The following is an 18,622-nucleotide window of genomic DNA, read 5'->3' as shown; positions in this document are numbered from 1 at the left end:
CCCGGCCCTCCCCATGGAGATGATGCATGCAGACTGCCCCCCCGTCCTACGGGTCGGACCAATCCGGCCTGGTCTGCGGCTACGTGTTCGGCCGCGAGGCCGACGGCACCGGCCGGCCGCTGGACACCGACGAAGCGCGCGTCTGGCTGAAGAACCGCGCCCACCATCCGACCGAGTTCATCTGGCTGCACTACAACCTGGCCAACACCGCCAGCGAGAAATGGCTGCACGAGCACACCGCGCTGCCCGAGGAATTCTACGAAAGCCTGCATGAGGGCCCGCGCTCGACCCGCATCGAGCTGGCCGACAACACCCTGATCGCCGTCGTCAACGACGTGCTGCACGACTTCACGTTCGACCCGTCCGACATCTCGACTTTGTGGCTGAGCGTCGACAAGCAGGTCGTCATCAGCGCGCGGCGCAAGCCGCTCAAGGCGGTCGACGTGCTGCGCAACGCGGTGCGGGGCGGCGAGCCGATCCGCTCGTCGGTCGAGCTGCTGATCCACCTGCTGCGCGACCAGGCCGACGCCCTGATCAAGATCGTGCGCGACGCCATCGCCACCGTCGACGGCATCGAGGACAATCTGCTGGCGGGCAAGCTCAACACCAAACGCGCCAGCCTCGGCCACCTGCGGCGCGTGCTGGTGCGGCTGCAGCGCCTGCTGGCGCCGGAACCGGCCGCGCTGTTCCGGCTGCTGCAAAGGCCGCCGGCCTGGGTGGCCGAGATCGACGCCCAGGAGCTGCGCCAGTCGACCGAGGAATTCTCGATGGTGCTGGCCGACATGGCCTCGCTGCAGGAACGCATCAAGCTCATCCAGGAAGAGATCGCCGCCCTGGTCAACGAGGGCAACAACCACAGCCTGTTCGTGCTGACCGTGGTCACGGTGCTCGCGCTGCCGATCAACATCATCGCCGGCCTGTTCGGCATGAACGTCGGCGGCATCCCGCTGGCCGACGCCGCCCATGGCTTCTGGGTGGTGGTGGCGATCGTCGCCAGCTTCACCGTCATCGCCGGCTTCCTGGCCTTCCGCCGCCAGCGCGACGTCCGTTAAGGAGCCACCATGCACGGCCCCTCGCCCGACAATCCGCAGCCGATGGCAGGCTTCCCGCAGGTCTGCTATCTGAAGAGCATCGTCACCAACCCCAACATCGTCGTCGGCGACTACACGTATTACGACGATCCCGAGGACAGCGGCAATTTCGAGCGCAACGTGATGTACCACTTCCCCTTCATCGGGGACAAGCTGGTGATCGGCAAATTCTGCGCGCTGGCGCGCGGCGTCAAGTTCATCATGAACGGCGCCAACCACAAGCTGTCGGGCATTTCGACCTACCCGTTCCAGATCTTCGGCAACGGCTGGGAAAAGGTGATGCCGGCCGAGGGCGAACTGCCCTACAAGGGCGACACGGTCGTCGGCAACGACGTCTGGATCGGCTACGACGTGCTGATCATGCCGGGCGTGACCATCGGCGACGGCGCCATCGTTTCGTCGCGGGCCACGGTGGTGGCCGACGTGCCGCCCTATACGGTGGTCGGCGGCAATCCGGCCAGGGTGATCAAGGAACGGTTTCCGGCCGGCGTGGCGGCGGCCTTGCAAGCGATCGCGTGGTGGGACTGGCCGGTCGAGCACATCACCGAGCACCTGGCGCTCATCGCCGGCGCCGACGTGGCGGCGCTGGAGCGGGCGCGGCCTCGCCCCTGAGCAGATACAGGCGGCGCGCGCCGAACGTGGCGAAGACCAGGCCCAGCACCAGCGCGATCAGGTTGTCGCGCCGATGGGCGGCGCGCACGGCGTCGAAGGCGGTGACGTCCTTGCCGCCGACGGCCACGCCGAAGCCGGTGTAGAACAAGCCGGGCACGAAACCGGGGCGCGTGGTCTGGCGCGGATCGAATTTGACGGTGACCGGATACAGCATCGTGGCGTCGCGCACGGCGGCGCGCATGCGGCCGTCGCTGTCGCCCTTTTCCAGCAGCGCGAACTGGCGCGCGTCGCCGGCCACGGTGAAATACAGCGCACCCATGCCGGTGTAGCTCCAGGTCACGCGGCCGGTCACGCGCTCGAGCCGGTCGGCCGCCGGGAAGCGCCACTCGAGCGCGCCGAACACCAGCAGCAGGCCGATACCGAGCAGCAGAAAAAAATAGCCGCCGCGGCGGTCCTGGTACCACTTTCCCATGATGCGTCGTTCGTGTTGTGATGAACGCCATCATACATGGCCCCCTTCCGCCCGTGGATTAATAAACATTTTCGTTTACTTAATAGCCGGGACCGCTTACATTATCGGTTATGCCAACCGACCGACACTCAATGAAAACACCGCTACTGATTAGCGCCGCCTGCCTGCTGGCCCTGCTCTCGACCATCGGCGCCGCGCTGCCCTACCCGATCCTGCCGCCGCTGTTCGCCGCCGGCGTCACAAACGATCTAAACAGTTTCCTCGGCTTGCCGCCCAAGCTGCTGTTCGGCCTGGCGCTGATGATCAACCCGCTCGGCCTGCTGATCGGCTCCGCGCTGCTGGGCCCGATGTCCGACCGCTACGGCCGCCGCCCGGTGCTGCTGGTCACCCTGTACGGCGCCGCGCTCGGCCACGCCATCACCGCGCTGGCGCTGCTGTTCGAATCGTACCCGCTGTTCATCGCCGCGCGCTTCTTCACCGGTCTGCTCGAAGGCAACGGCTCGGTCGCGCGCGCCATGCTGGCCGACCGCCTCGAGGGCGACCTGCGCCGCAAGGCGCTGTCGTGGCTCAACGGCGCCTTCTACCTGGGCTGGCTGGCCGGCCCGCTTCTGGCCGGCTTCACGTTGGTGTGGGGCATCACGGTGCCGTTCTGGATCGCCGTCGCGCTGCTGCTGATGACGGCCGTGCTGGTGGCCATCGCGCTGCCGGCCGAAGCGCCGTCGGACGCCACCACCTCGTGGTGGCAGGTGGCGCGCGACCGCCACGCGCTCAACCTGCTGCGCGAACCGGACCTGCGCAACCTGTTCATCGTCACCTTGGCCTACACCAGCGGCGTGACGGCGTTCTACGAATTCTATCCGTTGTGGCTGGTGGAAGTGCCCGGCTACGGCTCGCAAGGCATCGCCTGGACCACGGCCGGCCTGTGCGCCGTCATGACCGCCACCACCTTCTTCGCCGGCCGCCCGTTCAAGGGCGAGCCGCTGCTGCGGGCGCGCGCCTTCGCCTTCGTCACGGCCGGGCTGATCACGCTGCTCGCCGCCAGCAACGCGACCGTCGGCATCGCCGCGATCGTCCTGTTCGGCATTCCCCACGCGTTCTACAACGGCATCGTGCCCACCTGGTGCGCGGAACGCTTCGGCGCCCACGGCCAGGGCGCGGTGATGGGCTTGATCTCGACCACGTTCTGCCTGGCGAACATCCTGATGGCGCTGATCGGCGCGGTGCTGACCTTGATCGACACGCGCCTGATCCTGCTGTTGGGCGCGGCGTTGACCACGTGGTCGGCGTGGCGCATGGGCGGCTGGCACGCCAGCATGCGCCGCAAGGACCAGGGCCAGGACCAGAACCAGGACAAGGACAAGGACGAGGACGACGGTGCCATCGAGGGAGCGCTGCCGTGAACACCGCCGAACAAACGCTCTTCCTGATCAAGACGCGCGGCCCGCAAACCGCGCAGCAGCTGGCGGCCTTGCTGGACCTGACCTCGATGGGCGCGCGCCGCCAGCTCGAGGCGTGGCAGGAAAAAGGCATGCTGACGTACGAGGAAGTGGCCGACAAGCGCGGCCGCCCTTCGCGCCGCTGGCTGCTGACCGAGGCCGGCCACGCGCGTTTCCCCGACCGCCACGCCGACCTGACGGTGCAGCTGATCGACCAGGTGCGCGGCCTGTTCGGCGACGCCGGCCTCGACAAACTGATCGCCGCGCGCGAGGCCGTCAGCGAGCAGCAGTACCGCGCCCATCTGCGCAACGCCGACGCGCTGCCCGAGCGCGTGGCCGCGCTGGTGCAGGCGCGCAGCAGCGATGGCTACATGGCCGAAGTCGAAACGCGCGACGACGGCAGCCTGCTGCTGGTGGAGAACCATTGCCCGATCTGCGCGGCCGCGCGCCAGTGCCAGCAGTTCTGCCGCTCCGAGCTGGACCTGTTCCAGCGCGTGCTCGGCCCCGATTGCTCGGTCGGCCGCGTCGAACACATGCTCAACGGCGCGCGCCGCTGCGTGTACGTCATCAAGCCGATTTGATCGGTCCCATCTTGAAGTAAGCCTTATGCCATAAGGCTTAAATGATTTCCAAAGAAAATAGAGTGTCACAGGAAATGTAGAAGTCAAGCATGACCGTTGGGCTACGCTCGGCCGTTTGATCGCAGTCAAGCCGCAATACGCTGGTCAGAAGACAATCAGTGCATGCCACGCACCATTGCGTTGCCAACCACAATGATTGCTTCGTTGAAGGCGCACCATGCTCTATTTCACCCCCAGCCCCGTCCCGCTTGCCCGCGCCCTCAGCGAGAAGTTGATCGCCATCAGCCGCGCCGGCAAGAGTCTGTTGATGTTCGGCGCCGACTGCGTGGCGCTGCCGCTGTGCCTGCAACTGGCGCTGCTGGCCGGCGCCGGCGCCGATGCCGGCGCGCCGCCGGCGCTGATGCTGTTGCTGACGGCGATGTCGATCGCCGCGCTGTCCATGAGCGACCTGTACTCGGCGGTGGTGCGCTACCTGGACCAGCGCATGCTGACCATCGCCGGCCTCGGCCTGGGCGGCGCCGTGTTGGCGGTGTCGGCGCTGACCATGGACCGCGACGACCAGCCGATGCCGTCCGGCGCGCTGTTCAATTACTGGCTGATCGCGATGTCTTATCTGGTCGCCTCGCGGGTGGCGGTGCGCGCCTTCCTGCGCCGCCACACCCGCGCGCCGGCGCAGGCGCGCGAAGCGGTGGCCATCTACGGCGCCGGCGACACCGGCGCCCGGCTGGCGCAGGCGATGCGCGGCGACAGCCGCTACTGCCCGGTATGCTTCATCGACGAGAAGTGCGCCGGCGAGCAGCGCACCGTCGGCGGCTTGCGCGTGTTCCCGCCCGAGCGGCTGGGCGAGATCGTCGCCGCCTCGGCGATCCGGCTGATCGTCGTCGCGTTGCCGGCCACCTCCGGCGACCGGTTGGGCGCGGTGGTGCGCATGCTGCGCACGTCCGGCGTCAGCATCAAGTTCCTGCACGGCCTGCTCGACCTGGCCGACCACGCGCTGCGCCGGCAGTCGATGGCGCGCGGCGCGTCGCCCGCCCACCTGCCCGACTTTCCGCTCGAACAGCTGCTGGGCCGCCCGCCGGTGCAGCCCGACGCCGCGCTGTTCAGTCGCTGCGTGCGCGGCAAGAGCGTGCTGGTGACCGGCGCCGGCGGCTCGATCGGCAGCGAATTGTGCCGCCAGGTCGCCGGCCTGGGACCGCGCCGCCTGCACCTGCTCGACCATTCCGAGTACGCGCTGTACACGATACGCCAGGAGCTGCAGGCCAGCTGGCCGCAGCTGTCGGTGCGCGCCCACCTCGGCTCGGTGTGCAACGAACAGCTGCTCGAGCGCGTGATGCAGGAGGACCGCATCGACACCATCTACCACGCCGCCGCCTACAAGCACGTGACGATGGTCGAGACCAACCTGGTCGAAGGCTTGCGCAACAATGTCGTCGGCGCGCGCGCCGTCGCCAACATCGCCGCCAAGTACCTGGTCGAGACCTGCGTGCTGGTGTCGAGCGACAAGGCGGTGCGGCCCAGCACCATCATGGGCGCCAGCAAGCGCCTGTCCGAGCTGGTGTTCCAGGCCGCCGCGCAGGCATCGGCCTGGAACGCCGGCGGCGGGCGCGCCACCACCTTCAGCATGGTCCGCTTCGGCAACGTGCTGGGCTCGTCGGGATCGGTGGTGCCGCTGTTCCGCCGCCAGTTGCAGGAAGGCGGCCCGCTGACCATCACCGACGCCGCCATGGAGCGCTACTTCATGCTGATCCCCGAGGCGGCGCAGCTGGTGATCCAGGCCGGCGCGATGGCCGAGGGCGGCGAGGTGTTCGTGCTCGACATGGGCCAGCCGATCCGCATCGTCGACCTGGCGCGCAGCATGATCGCGCTGGCCGGGCTGACCGAGAAGACGGCCGAGCGTCCGCACGGCGACATCGAGATCAGCTACGTCGGCCTGTTCCCCGGCGAGAAACTGCAGGAGGAGCTGCTGATTGCCGACGGCGCCGAGCCGAGCCGCCACCCGCGCATCCTGCGCATGAAGGAGCAGGCGCTGCCGCCGGCGGTGCTGGACCAGTACATCGAGCTGCTGCTGATCACTTGCGGCACCAACGACCGCTGGCTGATCGAAGCCATGCTCAAGACCATCATGAGCGAGTTCACGCCGCAAACCGGCGCCCGCGCCGGCGACGGCGAGGCGGCGCTGCGCGCGATCGCGCAACTGAGCATGGCGCCGCCGGCGCCGGCGCAGGCCCAGGCGTCCTGACCACATCGATATCCGGCCGCGCGCCCAGCCTACCCGCGCCGGCCGCGTCCCCTCAACCTTTGTAAGGAGCGTTCATCATGCGCCAGTTCACCCCCGCCGTCGTCGGCCGCAAGATGCGTTTCGCGCTGGTCGGCTGCGGCCGCATCGCGCAAAACCATTTCGCCGCGCTGGCCCAGCACGCCGAGCGCTGCCAGCTGGTCGCCGTCTGCGACGTCGATCCGGCCGCGCTGTCGCGCGCCGCCGCCCAGACCGGGGCAACACCCTACTCCCGCCTGGACCAGATGCTGGCCGAGAGCGAAGTCGACGCCGTCGTCATCACCACGCCGTCCGGCCTGCATCCCGAACAGGCGGTGCGAATCGCCGCCGCCGGGCGCCACGTGATCACCGAAAAGCCGATGGCCACGCGCTGGGAGGACGCCAAGCGCATGGTCGGCGCCTGCGACGCGGCCGGCGTGCGCATGTTCGTCGTCAAGCAAAACCGCCGCAACGCCACCTTGCAGCTGCTCAAAAGCGCGGTCGCCAAGAAACGCTTCGGCCGCATCTACATGGTCAACCTGAACGTGTTCTGGACCCGGCCGCAAAGCTACTACAACAGCGCCGGCTGGCGCGGCACCTGGGAATTCGACGGCGGCGCGTTCATGAACCAGGCCAGCCACTACGTCGACCTGCTCGACTGGATCGTCGGCCCGGTCGAAAGCCTGCAGGCGTACACCGCCACGCTGGCGCGCGACATCGAGGTCGAGGACACCGGCGTCATCAGCCTGCGCTGGCGCAACGGCGCGCTCGGCTCGATGAACGTGACGATGCTGGCCTACCCGCACAACCTCGAAGGCAGCATCACCATCCTCGGCGAAAAAGGCACGGCGCGCATCGGCGGCGTCGCCGTCAACGAAGTGCAGCAGTGGCAGTTCGCCGAGCCGGACGAGGACGACGCGCGCGTGCGCGAGGCCAGCTACGCCACCACCTCGGTGTACGGCTTCGGCCATCCGCTGTACTACGACAACGTGATCAAGGTGCTGCGCGGCGAGGCCGAGCCCGAGACCGACGGCCGCGAGGGCTTGAAGTCGCTCGAGGTGCTGATCGCCGCCTACCGCTCGGCGCGCGACGGCCGCCGCGTGGCGCTGCCGCTGGATTACTGACATGGACACTATCAATATGGACACGCCCCGGGAGCACGCCATGGATTCGACGGTACACCCCAGCGCCATCGTCGACGACGGCGCCGTCATCGGCGCCGGCACGCGGGTCTGGCACTTCAGCCACGTGTGCGGCGGCGCCCGCATCGGCGCCGGCTGCTCGCTGGGCCAGAACGTCTACATCGGCAACGACGTGGTGATCGGCGACAACGTCAAGATCCAGAACAACGTCTCGGTCTACGACGCCGTCACCATCGAGGACGACGTCTTCTGCGGCCCCAGCATGGTATTCACCAACGTCTACAACCCGCGCTCGGCGGTCGCCCGCAAGAGCGAGTACCGGGCCACGCTGGTGCGCCGCGGCGCCACCATCGGCGCCAACGCCACCGTGGTGTGCGGCGTGACGATCGGCGCGCACGCCTTCCTCGCCGCCGGCGCGGTCGCCAACCGCGACGTGCCCGACTTCGCGCTGATGGCGGGCGTGCCGGCGCGCCAGATCGGCTGGATCAGCCGCCACGGCGAGCGGCTCGACTTGCCGCTGGCCGGCGACGGCCGCGCCGCCTGCCCGCACAGCGGCGATGCGTATGTGCTGCGCGACGGCGTCTGCGCGCTGATACCGGCGCCCTGAGCCACCCATCCATCCCCACGGAGCCCCCCATGGAATTCATCGATCTGAAAACGCAATACCAGCTGCTGCGCGACGACATCAACGATGGCATCCAGCGCGTGCTCGACCACGGCCAGTACATCATGGGGCCGGAGGTGGCGCAGCTGGAGCAGAAACTGGCCGCGTTCAGCGGCGCGCGCCACTGCATCACCGTCTCGTCGGGTACGGAGGCGCTGGTGATCTCGCTGATGGCGCTGGGCATCCAGCCCGGCGACGAGGTCATCACCACGCCGTTCTCGTTCATCGCCACCGCCGAGGCCATCGTGCTGCTGGGCGCGCGGCCGGTGTTCGTCGACGTCGAGCGCGCCAGCGGCAACCTCGATCCCACGCTGATCGCCGCCCGCATCGGACCGCGCACGCGCGCCATCATGCCGGTGTCGCTTTACGGCCAGCCGGCCGACATGGACGCCATCAATGAGATCGCCCGCGCGCACGGCCTGGCCGTCATCGAGGACGCGGCGCAAAGCTTCGGCGCCGCCTATCGCGGCCTGCGCAGCTGCAACCTGTCGGCCATCGGCTGCACCAGCTTTTTCCCCAGCAAACCGCTGGGATGCTACGGCGACGGCGGCGCCATCCTCACCAGCGACGACGAACTGGCGCGGGCGATGCGCGAGATCCGCGTGCACGGCCAGTCGCGGCGCTACCGCCACACCCGGATCGGCGTCGGCGGCCGCATGGACACCTTGCAGTGCGCCATCGTGCTGGCCAAGCTGGGCGCGTTTGACGGCGAGCTGGCGCGGCGCCGGCGCGCGGCCGCCGTCTACGACCGGCTGTTCGCCGGGCGCGTCGACACGCTGGCGCCGGCGCCCGACCGCGACAGCGCCTACGCCCAGTACACGGTGGTGCTGCCACGGCGCGCCGCCGTGCAAAGCGCGCTGGCACTGGCCGGCATCCCCAGCGCCGTCCACTATCCGCTGCCGATCCACCTGCAGCCGGCCTACGCCCGCTTCGACGACGCCGCCTGCCCGGTGGCCGAGCTGCTGGCCGAGCAGGTGCTGAGCCTGCCGATGGGCCCCTACCTTGCCAGCGCCGACGCCGAAAAAGTGGCGCACGTGGTGCTGGCCGCCACCGCAAACTAGGATCGCGCCATGCCTACGCTGTCCAACCTGCCCACGTTCTGGAAGCATCTGCTCACCGTGATGAGCGGCTCGGTGGCGGCGCAGGCGCTGCCGATCCTGGCCGCGCCGCTGATCACGCGCCTGTGCACGCCGGCCGAGATGGGCGCCTTCAGCGTCTGGTTCGGCGTGGTCGCCATCGCGTCGGTGATCGCCACCCTGCGCATGGAAAACGCGATGATCTTCGACCAGCGCCGCCAGCGCCAGCATCTGTGCTTCAGCGTCGTGGCCTGGTCGGCGACCTGGCTGGCGCTGCTGCTGACGGTGGCCGCCGCCGTGGCCAAAATGAGCTGCCTGACCAGCATGTCCTGGATGGGCGCGCTGACCGTGGGCATCGCCGCCTGGCTGACGGCGACGATGCAAACCACGCTCGCCTACGCCGCCTCGCACAACGCCTTCGCCCCGGCCGCCAAGGCCCGGATCGTCGCGGCGGGCGGCATCGCGCTGGCGCAACTGGGCATCCTCAGTGTGGGCGCCGGCGCCGACGCGCTGAAGGCCGGCCACCTGATCGGACTGGCGCTGGGCCTAGTGGCCGCGCGCATCCTGCTCCAGCCGCCGCTCGGCCGGCGCGCCGGCGCGCCGGCGTGGCGCGCGTGGACGCGAGGTCCGCACTGGCGGGCCTGGCGCGACGGCCTGCGCGCCAGGGCGCTGGCGCTGCTGCGCCGGCTGTCGCGCCACGGCCTGTCTGCGCTGTTCCCGTCCAGAACCCAGCGCGCCTTCCTGCGCACCCACCGCGCGCTGTGGAACTTCACCTTGCCGGCCAATCTGCTCAACACCGGCGTCGGCCAGCTGCCGCTGCTGATCATCGGCGCCCGCCACGGCGTGATGGCCGCGGGACTGTTCGCGCTGACGCAGCGCGTGCTGGCCGCGCCGATCTCGCTGCTGGCGGCGTCGGTGCACGAGGTGTTCAAACGCGAATCGGTGCGGCAGTTCCAGGACACCGGCAATTGCCGCCCCGCCTACATGCATGCGCTGCGCGTGTTGCTGCTGCTGGGCTGCGCGCCGTCGCTGATCCTGCTGCTGGCCTCGCCGGCGCTGTTCGCCTTCGCCTTCGGCGAGGCCTGGCGCGGCGCCGGCGAGCTGGCGCAGATCCTGGCGCCGCTGTATTTCCTCAACTTCCTGGCCAGTCCGCTGAGCTACGTGTTCTTCGTCGCCGGCCGGCAGAAGATCGAGCTGGTGTGGCAAATCGCGCTGTTCGTCATGACCGTGGGCGTGTTCGCCGCCCCGCTCACGCTCAAGCAGAACGTGCTGGCCTACACCATCGGTTACTCGCTGCTGTACCTGCTGTATCTGCGCATGTCGTACCGCTACAGCGTCAACCGCAACCCGACCGGCGGCCTGCATGCTGCCCGTTGACCGTCCCGCCGTGCAAGCCGCCGGCGCCGCCGCCGCCGCCGCGGCGCCGGACGCGCCGCCACGCCGCGCGGCCGGCGCGCGGACCGCGCCCACCGGCCTGCCCGGCCCGGCCTGCGCCGAGCTCGCCTTCTTCCTGCTGTTCCCCGGCTTTTTCGCCTATCAGACCTTGCTGGGGCTGGGCATGATCCGCGCCTTCCTGGGCGGCTACTTCGCCATCGTCGCGCTGCTGATGTTTCCGCTACTGTCGCTGTGCTACCTGCGCCGCCTGCGCGCGCACGCCTACCGCCTGCACGCCGTCGACGCCGCCCTGCTCGGTTTCCTGGCCTATTTCGCGGCGGTGATGGCCTGCAACGCGGGCAGCGCCGACGCCGGCATCCTCGCCTCCCACGTGCTGGCCATCGTCTATATCCTCAGCCTGTTCATCATCTTCAAGACGCTGGATTTCGAGAGCCGGCGCTTCCGGCTGACCCAATTAGCCAGCCTGGCCGCGATGTCGGCCGTGGTGTTCAGCTACTCGGTCGACGGCGCGTTCTACCTGGCCGTGCTGGGCGCCGCGCGCGATCCCGACAGCGTCGCCACCTACCAGGGCTTCTCGCGCTCCTACCTGATGCCGCTGGTGGTCATGCTGGCCTGCACCCGCCAGCGCGGCTTGCGCCGGGCGCTGTACGCGCTCGGGCTGCCGACCTTGTACATCAACACCGCCCGCAGCGAGTTCGGCGCGCTGCTGTTCCTGATCCCGCTGATCGAGTTCCACGCCGCACGCCACCGCATGGCGATGCTGGCGGGCTTGCTGCTGGTGTTCCTGCTGCTCAAGTTCAACCTGGACAGCATCCTGGCCGCCGTGCCCAGCAACCGCACGCTGGAGCTGCTCGATCCGTCGAGTTCGTCGTCGGTCAGCGCCCGCCACCATTTGACCGAGCAGGCGCTGCGCAGCATCGAGCTGCACCCGGTCCTGGGCGACTACGCCAGCTACGCGGCCGGCAACTATGCGCACAACATCCTGTCGGCCTGGGTCGACCTGGGCCTGTTCGGCTTTCTCGGGCTGCTGGCGTTGCTGATCTATCCGCTGGGCCAGATGGCCGTGCACGGCTACGTGCTGGGCGGGCGCGCCAGCCGCGACCGGCGCTTCGTGCTGGCGTGGTCGATGCTCGGGGTCACCTTGCTGTTGCTGAGCATGTCGCACTATTTCAGCGACATGCTGATCGGCGCCGCGCTCGGCGCCTACGCCCGCTACCGCTCCGGAGGCCATGATGCCTGAAATCGTCCACCTGGGCGCGCTGCCATGAACATCTCCGACCACGTCGCCCGCCTGCGGGCGCTGCTGCGCATCGCCGCCGAGGTCGCCCGGCTGCCGCCGGCGCGGCTGCGCTTCGACACCGCCCTCAATCCCGAGCTGGTGCGGCATACCCACCGCCTGTTCACCCGGCCGCATCCGCGCTACCGGCTGGTGCGCAACAAGTCGATCGGCATCGCGCTGATCGACCTGCGCGCCTATGCCAGCGGCGCCGCCTATCTGCACGCGCTGCGGCGGCGCGACTACGCCGGCTACCACAGCCGCCGCGCCCGCGAACGCGGCTACACCGTCGTCGAAATCGACCGCAACGACTACATCGACGACATCCACGGCATCAATACCTCGGCCGGCGAGCGCCAGGGCCGGCCGATGGACCCGGCCTACGCCGCCCGGACCGAGCGCTACCCGTCGGACGGGCTGTGCCACTACGGCGTGCTCGACAAGGAGGGCCGGCTGGTGGCCTACGGCGACGTCGGCGTCTACGGCGACTTCGCCGCCACCGACCGCCTGCTCGGCTACAAGAACAACGACGGCGTCATGTACCTGCTGCTGGCCGACATCGCCTGCCGCCTGATCGACGACGGCCGCCTCAACTACCTCATGTACGACACCTATCTGGGCGCGTTGCCCGGCTTGCGCAACTTTAAGAAAAAGCTGGGCTTCCAGCCCTACCGCATTCGCTACTCCATCTGCTGAGGACATCATGATCAACAAGCTCGCCAACCAATGTAAGCTGGTGCTCGACGTGGTAAGGCTGCCAGTCGCCAAGCTGTGCTTCGACACCAGCTTCAACCCGGAAGACGTGCGGGAGACGCACCGGCGCTTCACCAGTCCGCATCCGAAGTACAAGGTGTTCGGCTACAAGCAGCTGGGCGTGGCGCTGATCGACCTGCGCCGGCTGGCCGCACCGCTCGCCTACCTTGACGGCATCACCGGGCAAAGCCGCGCCGCCACCTATGTCAGCAAGGCGCGACGGCGCGGCTACGCGCTGGCCCAGATCGACCGCAACGACCATATCGACGCCATCCACGCCATCAACACCAGCCTGGACAGCCGGCAAGGCCGGCCGATGGACGCCAGCTACCGGGAAAAGAAGTTCCATTACGAGACGCAAAGCCACTACCGCTACTTCGGCGTCTTCAACAAGGAGGGCAAGCTGATGGCTTACTGCAACATCGGCCGCTTCGGCAACTTCGCCGCCTTCTCGCAACTGATGGGCTACCGCAACAACGATGGCGTCATGCACCTGCTGGTGACCGACATCGTCGGCCTGCTGCTGATGGAGCTGCAGGCCGGCGACGGTCCGGAGTTTTTGATGTACGACACCTTCTTCGGCGCCCAGCCCGGCCTGCGCCAGTTCAAGACCATGCTCGGCTTCACCCCCTACCGTGCCCGCTACAGCCTGCGATGAACATCATGCGCACCGTCCTCAACCGCCTCTACAGCGACTACCTGATGCCGTCGCGGCTGCCGCACTACGAGGCGCTGCTGCAACACGCGCGCCACGAAGGCTACCGGCAGACGTCGGTGCGCGCGTGGCTGGCGGCGTTGCGCGGCGGGCGCGCCGGCGGCGGCCGGGTGCTGGTGCACCGCCACGACATCGACACCGACCTGCCGACGGCGCGCCGCATGTTCGAGCTGGAACAAAAGCACGGCGTGCGCGCCAGCTACTACTTCCGCCTGTCGACGCTGGACTTCGGCCTGATGCGCGACATCGAGCGCTATGGCAGCGAGGCCAGCTACCACTACGAGGAGATCGCCACCTACGCCAAGCAAGCCCACCTGAAGGATCCGGCCCAGGTGCGCGCCCACATGGCCGAGATCCGCGCCCAGTTCGAACGCAACTTCCGCCGCATCGAACAGCAGCTGGGCAGCAAACTACAGACGGTGGCCAGCCATGGCGACTTCGCCAACCGGCGCCTGGGCATGATCAACCACGAGCTGCTGGACGACGCCCCGCTGCGCGCGCGCTGCGGCATCGCCTGCGAAAGCTACGACCGGGAACTGCTGTCGAGCTTTGACCTGTACATCAGCGACCGCCCGCACCCGCAGTATTTCCACCCGATGCCGCCGCAAAAGGCGCTCGGCGCCTACAGCCGCATCTGCCTGCTGACCCATCCGGCCCAATGGCGCACCAACTGGAGCGCCAGCAGCGGACACAACCTGCGCCGCCTGGTCGAGGCCTGGCGCTGGTGACGGCCGGCCGCCGCGACCTCCACCGCCACCCGGCCACCGGCCACCACCCGCCTCCGACAAGGACCCGCCGATGAACATACTGCTGATTAACCACTACGCCGGCTCGGTGCGGCACGGCATGGAGTACCGGCCGTACTACCTGGCGCGCGCGTGGGTGCGCGCCGGCCACCGGGTGCGCATCGTGGCGGCGGCCAGCTCGCACCTGCGCGCGCGCGCGCCCGAACTGAACGGCCGCCGCGTGCTCGACGAGACCATCGACGGCATCGACTACCGCTGGCACGCGACGCCGGCCTACCGCGGCAACGGCCTGGGCCGCGCGGCCAACATGGCCGCCTTCGTCGCCGCGCTGTACCGCGGCGCGCCGCGGCTGGCGCGCAACTTCCGGCCCGACCTGGTGATCGCCTCGAGCACCTATCCGGCCGACATCTGGCCGGCGCGCCGCATCGCCGCGCTCGCCGGCGCGCGCCTGGCGTTCGAGGTGCACGACCTGTGGCCGCTGTCGCCGATGGAACTGGGCGGCATGCCGGCCTGGCACCCGTTCATCGTGCTGATGCAGGCGGCCGAGGACTACGCCTACCGCCACGCCGACACCGTCATCTCGATCCTGCCCAAGGCCGGCGCCCACATGGCCGCGCGCGGCATGGCGCCGCACAAGCTGCACGTGGTGCCCAACGGCGTCGACCTCGACGAATGGGACCTGCCGCCGGTGCCGCTGCCGGCGCCGGCGGCGGACCTGCTGGCCGGGCTGCGCCGCCAGGGCCGCACGGTGGTCGGCTACGCCGGCAGCCACGGCCTGGCCAACGCGCTCGATACCCTGATCGACGCCGCCGCGCTGCTGCAAGGGCGGCCGCTGGCGTTCGTGCTGGTCGGCGCCGGCCCCGACAAGCAGGCGCTGCGGCGCAAGGCGGCCGCCGCCGGCCTGCGCGACGTCCACTTCCTCGACCCGCTGGCCAAGCGCCACATGCCGGCGCTGCTGCGCGGCTTCGACCTCGCCTACCTCGGCTGGCGGCGCCAGCCGCTGTACCGCTTCGGCATCTCCCCCAACAAACTGGGCGACTACATGATGGCGGCCCGGCCCATCATCCACGCGGTCGACGCGGCCAACGATCCGGTGGCCGAGGCCGGGTGCGGCGCAAGCCTGGCGCCGGACGACCCGGCCGCGCTGGCCGCCGCCATCGCCGCCCTGGCGGCGCTGCCGGCCGCGCGCCGCCTTGCGCTGGGCCAGCGCGGCGCCAGCTACGCGCGCGCCCACCTCAACTACGCGCTGCTGGCGGACCGCTTCCTGGCCGCCTGCGCCGCGCCGCCGCACTGACCCCCACCAAGGAGACATCATGCCCTCATCCCGCCCGCCGCTGGAAGCGGCGCCCCGCCCGCCGGCCGCCCCCGGCGCCGACTTCCTGCCGTTCGCGCTGCCCGACCTGGGCGACGAGGAGGCCGCCGCCGTGCTCGAGTGCCTGCGCTCGGGCTGGATCACCACCGGCGCGGTCAGCCGCCGCTTCGAACAGGCGTTCGCCGACGCCCTCGGCGGCGGCGTCACCGCCGTCGCCGTCAACTCGGCCACCGCCGGCCTGCACCTGGCGCTCGAGGCGCTCGGCATCGGTCCCGGCGACGAGGTGATCGTGCCGACCATGACCTTCACCGCCACCGCCGAGGTGGTGCGCTACCTCGGCGCCGACCCGGTGCTGGTCGACGTCGACGAGCGCACCCTGTGCATCTGCCCGGACGCCATCGCCGCCGCCATCACGCCGCGCACGCGCGCCATCGTGCCGGTGCACTACGCCGGCCTGGCCTGCGACATGGACGCCATCCTGGCGCTGGCCCGGCGCCACGGGCTGCGCGTGGTCGAGGACGCCGCGCACGCCTTCCCCACCCGGTACAAGGGCCGCGCCGTCGGCACGCTCGACAGCGACGCCACCGTGTTCAGCTTCTACGCCAACAAGACCATCACCACCGGCGAAGGCGGCATGGTGGTGTGCCGCGACCCGGCGCTGCTGCGGCGCGTGCGCGTCATGCGGCTGCACGGCATCAGCGAGGACGCCTTCGACCGCTACACGTCGCGCCGCCCGGCGTGGTTCTACCAGGTCGTCGCGCCCGGCTACAAATACAATATGACCGACATCGCGGCGGCCATCGGTTGCCAGCAGTTGCGCAAGATCGAGCGCTTCCTGGCGCGGCGCCAGGCGCTGGCGGCGCGCTACGCCGAGTGCCTGCGCGAACTGCCGCTGCGCCTGCCGCCGGACGCCGACAGCGGCGCCGGCGGCCAGCACGCCTGGCACCTGTATCCGGTGCGGTTGACGGCGGCCGCGCCGCTGGCGCGCGACCGGCTGATCGAGCTGCTCGCCGAGCGCGGCATCGGCACCAGCGTGCACTACATCCCCCTGCACCGCCACCCGTACTGGCGCGAGCGCTACGCGCTGCGGCCGGCGCAGTTTCCGCGCGCCGAGGCCAGCTATCAATCGCTGCTGACGCTGCCCTTGTACACGCGCATGGGCGACGCCGACCAGACGCGCGTCATCGCCACGTTGACGGAGCTGCTATGTTAATCAAACGCCTGTTCGACATCGTGGCCGCAGCGGCCGGCCTGTTGCTGCTGGCGCCGCTGATGCTGGCGGTGGCGGCGTGGATCAAGCTCGACTCGGCCGGGCCGGTGCTGTACCGCCAACGCCGGGTCGGACGCAACGGCGTGCAGTTCCTTATCATCAAATTCCGCACGATGCACGCCTCGGCCGAGGATGCCGGCCTGCTGTCGCTGGCCGACGACGCCCGCGCCACCCGCGCCGGGCTGCTGTTGCGCCGGCATAAGCTCGACGAGTTGCCGCAACTGTTGAACGTGCTGCGCGGCGAGATGAGCCTGGTCGGGCCGCGTCCCGAGGTGCCGCGCTATGTCGCGCATTATCCGCCGGCGGTGCGCGACATCGTGCTGTCGGTGCGGCCCGGCATCACCGACTGGGCCGCCATCCATTTCCGCGACGAGGGCGAGATCCTGCGCCGGGCGGCCGATCCGGAGCGCACGTACGTGCAGCAAGTGCTGCCGGTCAAGCTGGACTATTACGTGCGCTATGTGCAGCAGCGCGGCCTGGCCACGGACCTGCGCATCCTGTTGCACACGGTCGGCGCATTGTTGTCGGGGCGGCCGGCCCCGGCAACGCCGCACGGCGCCGCGCCCGTGCCGGGCGGCCGGCACGCCATGCACGCCGGCACGCCGGCGGCGATGCCGGCAAATGCGCGCACGGGGCGCCGGCCGCGCCTGCGGCTGCTCGCCGAGAGCCGGCTGGGGCCGCACGACTGGCAGTCGCCGCTGATCGCGCTGCTGCGCGGCCTGGCGGCGCTGCAGGTGGCGGCAGCGCATCTGCGGGCGCAGGTCTTCCCCGGCCTGAGCACCTTGCAAGAGCCGCCGCTGTGGTATCTCGGCCTGTCGTTCGTTACCGGCTTCGCCCATCAGGCGGTGGTGGTGTTCTTCGTGCTCAGCGGATGGCTGGTCGGCGGCAGTCTGCTCGACCGCATCGGCACGCCGCACGCCATCCGCGATTACGCCATCGACCGCGTCACGCGCCTGTGGATCGTGTTGCTGCCGGCGTTCGTGCTGATGTTGCTGCTCGGCCTGGCCACCGGCGAGCTGGACGCGGGCCAAGCGCGGCTGGCCGACGCCAGCCCGTGGTCGCTGGCCACCCTGCTGGGCAACCTGGCCGGCGTGCAGACGATGGCCGTACCTGCCTTCGGCGGCAACTTCCCCTTGTGGAGCCTGGCCTACGAGACCTGGTACTACGCGCTGTTCCCGCTGCTGGTGTTCGCCATGCGTCCCGGCGACACGCGCTGGCGGCTGGCCGCCGCCGCCGCGGCGGTGGCGCTGGCGTTCTGCCTCAGCGCCGGCATCGTGCTGTACTTCCTGGTGTGGTTGATGGGCGCGGCCGCCTCGCGCGTGCGGCTCGATATCGGCCGGGTCCAGCGCGGCGCGTGCTGGCTGCTGTTCGGCGCACTGGCCGTGGTGTTGCGTCTGCAAGGCCAGGATGGCGACGTCGACGGCCGCGCGCTGGCGCCGGACCTGCTGTACAGCGCGGTATTCCTGGTGTGCCTGTGCGGCGCCGGACGCCGCGATCCGGCGGCGATGCGGCCGCTGGCGGCGGCCGGCGCCTTCCTGGCCGGTTTCTCGTTCACTTTATATGTGTTGCATGTGCCGCTACTGCGGATGCTGTGGGCCTACCGTGGCGGCGCGCTGCTGTCGACCGGCGATCCGGCCAGCATCGCGGTGTATGCCGCCATGCTGGCCATCGTCGTCTCGCTCTCCTACCTGATCCATCTGCCGTTCGAGGCGCAGACGGCCAGGCTGCGCCGCTTCATCAAGCAATTGCTGCCGGGGCGGGTCGGCAGCAAACTGCGGGCGCCGGCGGCGGGCGAAGCCGGCTAGTGGCCGGCCCGCCGGCGGCGGC

General features: G+C 69.8%; 17 protein-coding genes. 16 read left to right on the top strand and 1 reads right to left on the bottom strand.

Features of this window, described 5'->3' with window-relative positions:
• Window positions 1-26 precede the first annotated feature (26 nt).
• Both BMX85_RS18250 and BMX85_RS18245 read left to right on the top strand, forming a co-directional pair.
• The gene (locus BMX85_RS18250) at window positions 27-1,052 is read left to right on the top strand and encodes a transporter (RefSeq protein WP_090321302.1); all 1,026 of its coding nucleotides are present in this window, start codon (window positions 27-29) and stop codon (window positions 1,050-1,052) included.
• Between the two features lie 9 nt (window positions 1,053-1,061).
• On the top strand, window positions 1,062-1,703 hold the full coding sequence (locus BMX85_RS18245; protein ID WP_090321298.1) for a Vat family streptogramin A O-acetyltransferase: 642 nt from the start codon (window positions 1,062-1,064) through the stop codon (window positions 1,701-1,703).
• Here BMX85_RS18245 and BMX85_RS18240 read toward each other — a convergent pair.
• Window positions 1,651-2,175 (bottom strand): hypothetical protein, encoded by a 525-nt coding sequence (locus BMX85_RS18240; protein WP_090321295.1) that lies wholly within the window; start codon window positions 2,173-2,175, stop codon window positions 1,651-1,653. The two genes, BMX85_RS18245 and BMX85_RS18240, sit on opposite strands and share 53 nt — an antisense overlap.
• A 131-nt stretch (window positions 2,176-2,306) precedes the next feature.
• Here BMX85_RS18240 and BMX85_RS18235 point away from each other — a divergent pair, with 131 nt between their 5' ends.
• The 14 genes from BMX85_RS18235 (at window position 2,307) to BMX85_RS31495 (ending at window position 18,600) form a co-directional block, all read left to right on the top strand.
• Window positions 2,307-3,575, top strand: coding sequence for an MFS transporter (locus BMX85_RS18235; protein WP_090321292.1), 1,269 nt, complete (start codon window positions 2,307-2,309; stop codon window positions 3,573-3,575).
• Window positions 3,572-4,192, top strand: a complete 621-nt coding sequence (locus BMX85_RS18230; RefSeq protein ID WP_090321289.1) for a helix-turn-helix transcriptional regulator — start codon at window positions 3,572-3,574, stop codon at window positions 4,190-4,192. The genes BMX85_RS18235 and BMX85_RS18230 overlap by 4 nt, the downstream gene beginning before the upstream one ends.
• Window positions 4,193-4,409: 217 nt before the next feature.
• Window positions 4,410-6,431 carry a polysaccharide biosynthesis protein gene (locus tag BMX85_RS18225; protein ID WP_229210552.1) on the top strand — a complete coding sequence of 674 codons (2,022 nt, stop codon included), beginning with the start codon at window positions 4,410-4,412 and terminating at the stop codon, window positions 6,429-6,431.
• A gap of 77 nt (window positions 6,432-6,508) precedes the next feature.
• On the top strand, window positions 6,509-7,570 hold the full coding sequence (locus BMX85_RS18220; RefSeq protein ID WP_090321287.1) for a Gfo/Idh/MocA family protein: 1,062 nt from the start codon (window positions 6,509-6,511) through the stop codon (window positions 7,568-7,570).
• Window positions 7,571-7,610: 40 nt separating this feature from the next.
• Complete coding sequence (locus tag BMX85_RS18215) at window positions 7,611-8,195, top strand: acyltransferase (RefSeq protein ID WP_090322174.1); 585 nt, start codon at window positions 7,611-7,613, stop codon at window positions 8,193-8,195.
• Between the two features lie 29 nt (window positions 8,196-8,224).
• The gene (locus BMX85_RS18210) at window positions 8,225-9,313 is read left to right on the top strand and encodes a DegT/DnrJ/EryC1/StrS family aminotransferase (protein WP_090321284.1); all 1,089 of its coding nucleotides are present in this window, start codon (window positions 8,225-8,227) and stop codon (window positions 9,311-9,313) included.
• Between the two features lie 9 nt (window positions 9,314-9,322).
• Complete coding sequence (locus BMX85_RS18205) at window positions 9,323-10,705, top strand: oligosaccharide flippase family protein (RefSeq protein WP_177196807.1); 1,383 nt, start codon at window positions 9,323-9,325, stop codon at window positions 10,703-10,705.
• Window positions 10,692-11,963, top strand: a complete 1,272-nt coding sequence (locus tag BMX85_RS18200) for a hypothetical protein (protein WP_143068025.1) — start codon at window positions 10,692-10,694, stop codon at window positions 11,961-11,963. The genes BMX85_RS18205 and BMX85_RS18200 overlap by 14 nt, the downstream gene beginning before the upstream one ends.
• A 24-nt stretch (window positions 11,964-11,987) precedes the next feature.
• Window positions 11,988-12,695, top strand: coding sequence for a hypothetical protein (locus tag BMX85_RS18195; protein ID WP_090321278.1), 708 nt, complete (start codon window positions 11,988-11,990; stop codon window positions 12,693-12,695).
• A gap of 7 nt (window positions 12,696-12,702) precedes the next feature.
• A complete protein-coding gene (locus BMX85_RS18190) occupies window positions 12,703-13,410 on the top strand; it encodes a hypothetical protein (RefSeq protein WP_090321275.1) in 708 nt (235 codons plus the stop codon).
• Window positions 13,407-14,195 (top strand): polysaccharide deacetylase family protein, encoded by a 789-nt coding sequence (locus BMX85_RS18185; RefSeq protein ID WP_229210551.1) that lies wholly within the window; start codon window positions 13,407-13,409, stop codon window positions 14,193-14,195. Before BMX85_RS18190 ends, BMX85_RS18185 begins: the two co-directional genes overlap by 4 nt.
• Before the next feature lie 70 nt (window positions 14,196-14,265).
• Window positions 14,266-15,507, top strand: a complete 1,242-nt coding sequence (locus tag BMX85_RS18180) for a glycosyltransferase family 4 protein (RefSeq protein ID WP_090321273.1) — start codon at window positions 14,266-14,268, stop codon at window positions 15,505-15,507.
• Window positions 15,508-15,526: 19 nt separating this feature from the next.
• Window positions 15,527-16,738: a DegT/DnrJ/EryC1/StrS family aminotransferase gene (locus tag BMX85_RS18175; RefSeq protein WP_090321270.1), complete on the top strand. Its 1,212-nt coding sequence runs from the start codon at window positions 15,527-15,529 to the stop codon at window positions 16,736-16,738.
• Window positions 16,732-18,600 (top strand): sugar transferase, encoded by a 1,869-nt coding sequence (locus BMX85_RS31495; protein WP_090321267.1) that lies wholly within the window; start codon window positions 16,732-16,734, stop codon window positions 18,598-18,600. The genes BMX85_RS18175 and BMX85_RS31495 overlap by 7 nt, the downstream gene beginning before the upstream one ends.
• The last annotated feature ends 22 nt before the right edge of the window (window positions 18,601-18,622 follow it).

The sequence above is a fragment of the Duganella sp. CF517 genome, from assembly GCF_900110275.1.
In the GTDB taxonomy this organism is placed as follows: domain Bacteria; phylum Pseudomonadota; class Gammaproteobacteria; order Burkholderiales; family Burkholderiaceae_D; genus Rugamonas.
Note: the sequence above shows the minus strand (reverse complement) of the source record. Positions and strands in the feature narration are given on the sequence as shown.

Excerpts from the sequence above, each read along its gene's own strand:
- BMX85_RS18250 (WP_090321302.1), top strand. The coding sequence starts at position 27 with ATGCAGACTGCCCCCCCGTCCTACGGGTCGGACCAATCCGGCCTGGTC.
- BMX85_RS18190 (WP_090321275.1), top strand. The coding sequence starts at position 12,703 with ATGATCAACAAGCTCGCCAACCAATGTAAGCTGGTGCTCGACGTGGTA.
- BMX85_RS18185 (WP_229210551.1), top strand. The coding sequence starts at position 13,407 with ATGAACATCATGCGCACCGTCCTCAACCGCCTCTACAGCGACTACCTG.
- BMX85_RS18215 (WP_090322174.1), top strand. The coding sequence starts at position 7,611 with ATGGATTCGACGGTACACCCCAGCGCCATCGTCGACGACGGCGCCGTC.
- BMX85_RS18175 (WP_090321270.1), top strand. The coding sequence starts at position 15,527 with ATGCCCTCATCCCGCCCGCCGCTGGAAGCGGCGCCCCGCCCGCCGGCC.
- BMX85_RS18200 (WP_143068025.1), top strand. The coding sequence starts at position 10,692 with ATGCTGCCCGTTGACCGTCCCGCCGTGCAAGCCGCCGGCGCCGCCGCC.
- BMX85_RS18225 (WP_229210552.1), top strand. The coding sequence starts at position 4,410 with ATGCTCTATTTCACCCCCAGCCCCGTCCCGCTTGCCCGCGCCCTCAGC.
- BMX85_RS18245 (WP_090321298.1), top strand. The coding sequence starts at position 1,062 with ATGCACGGCCCCTCGCCCGACAATCCGCAGCCGATGGCAGGCTTCCCG.
- BMX85_RS18210 (WP_090321284.1), top strand. The coding sequence starts at position 8,225 with ATGGAATTCATCGATCTGAAAACGCAATACCAGCTGCTGCGCGACGAC.
- BMX85_RS18235 (WP_090321292.1), top strand. The coding sequence starts at position 2,307 with ATGAAAACACCGCTACTGATTAGCGCCGCCTGCCTGCTGGCCCTGCTC.
- BMX85_RS31495 (WP_090321267.1), top strand. The coding sequence starts at position 16,732 with ATGTTAATCAAACGCCTGTTCGACATCGTGGCCGCAGCGGCCGGCCTG.
- BMX85_RS18220 (WP_090321287.1), top strand. The coding sequence starts at position 6,509 with ATGCGCCAGTTCACCCCCGCCGTCGTCGGCCGCAAGATGCGTTTCGCG.
- BMX85_RS18195 (WP_090321278.1), top strand. The coding sequence starts at position 11,988 with ATGAACATCTCCGACCACGTCGCCCGCCTGCGGGCGCTGCTGCGCATC.
- BMX85_RS18180 (WP_090321273.1), top strand. The coding sequence starts at position 14,266 with ATGAACATACTGCTGATTAACCACTACGCCGGCTCGGTGCGGCACGGC.
- BMX85_RS18205 (WP_177196807.1), top strand. The coding sequence starts at position 9,323 with ATGCCTACGCTGTCCAACCTGCCCACGTTCTGGAAGCATCTGCTCACC.
- BMX85_RS18240 (WP_090321295.1), bottom strand. The coding sequence starts at position 2,175 with ATGGGAAAGTGGTACCAGGACCGCCGCGGCGGCTATTTTTTTCTGCTG.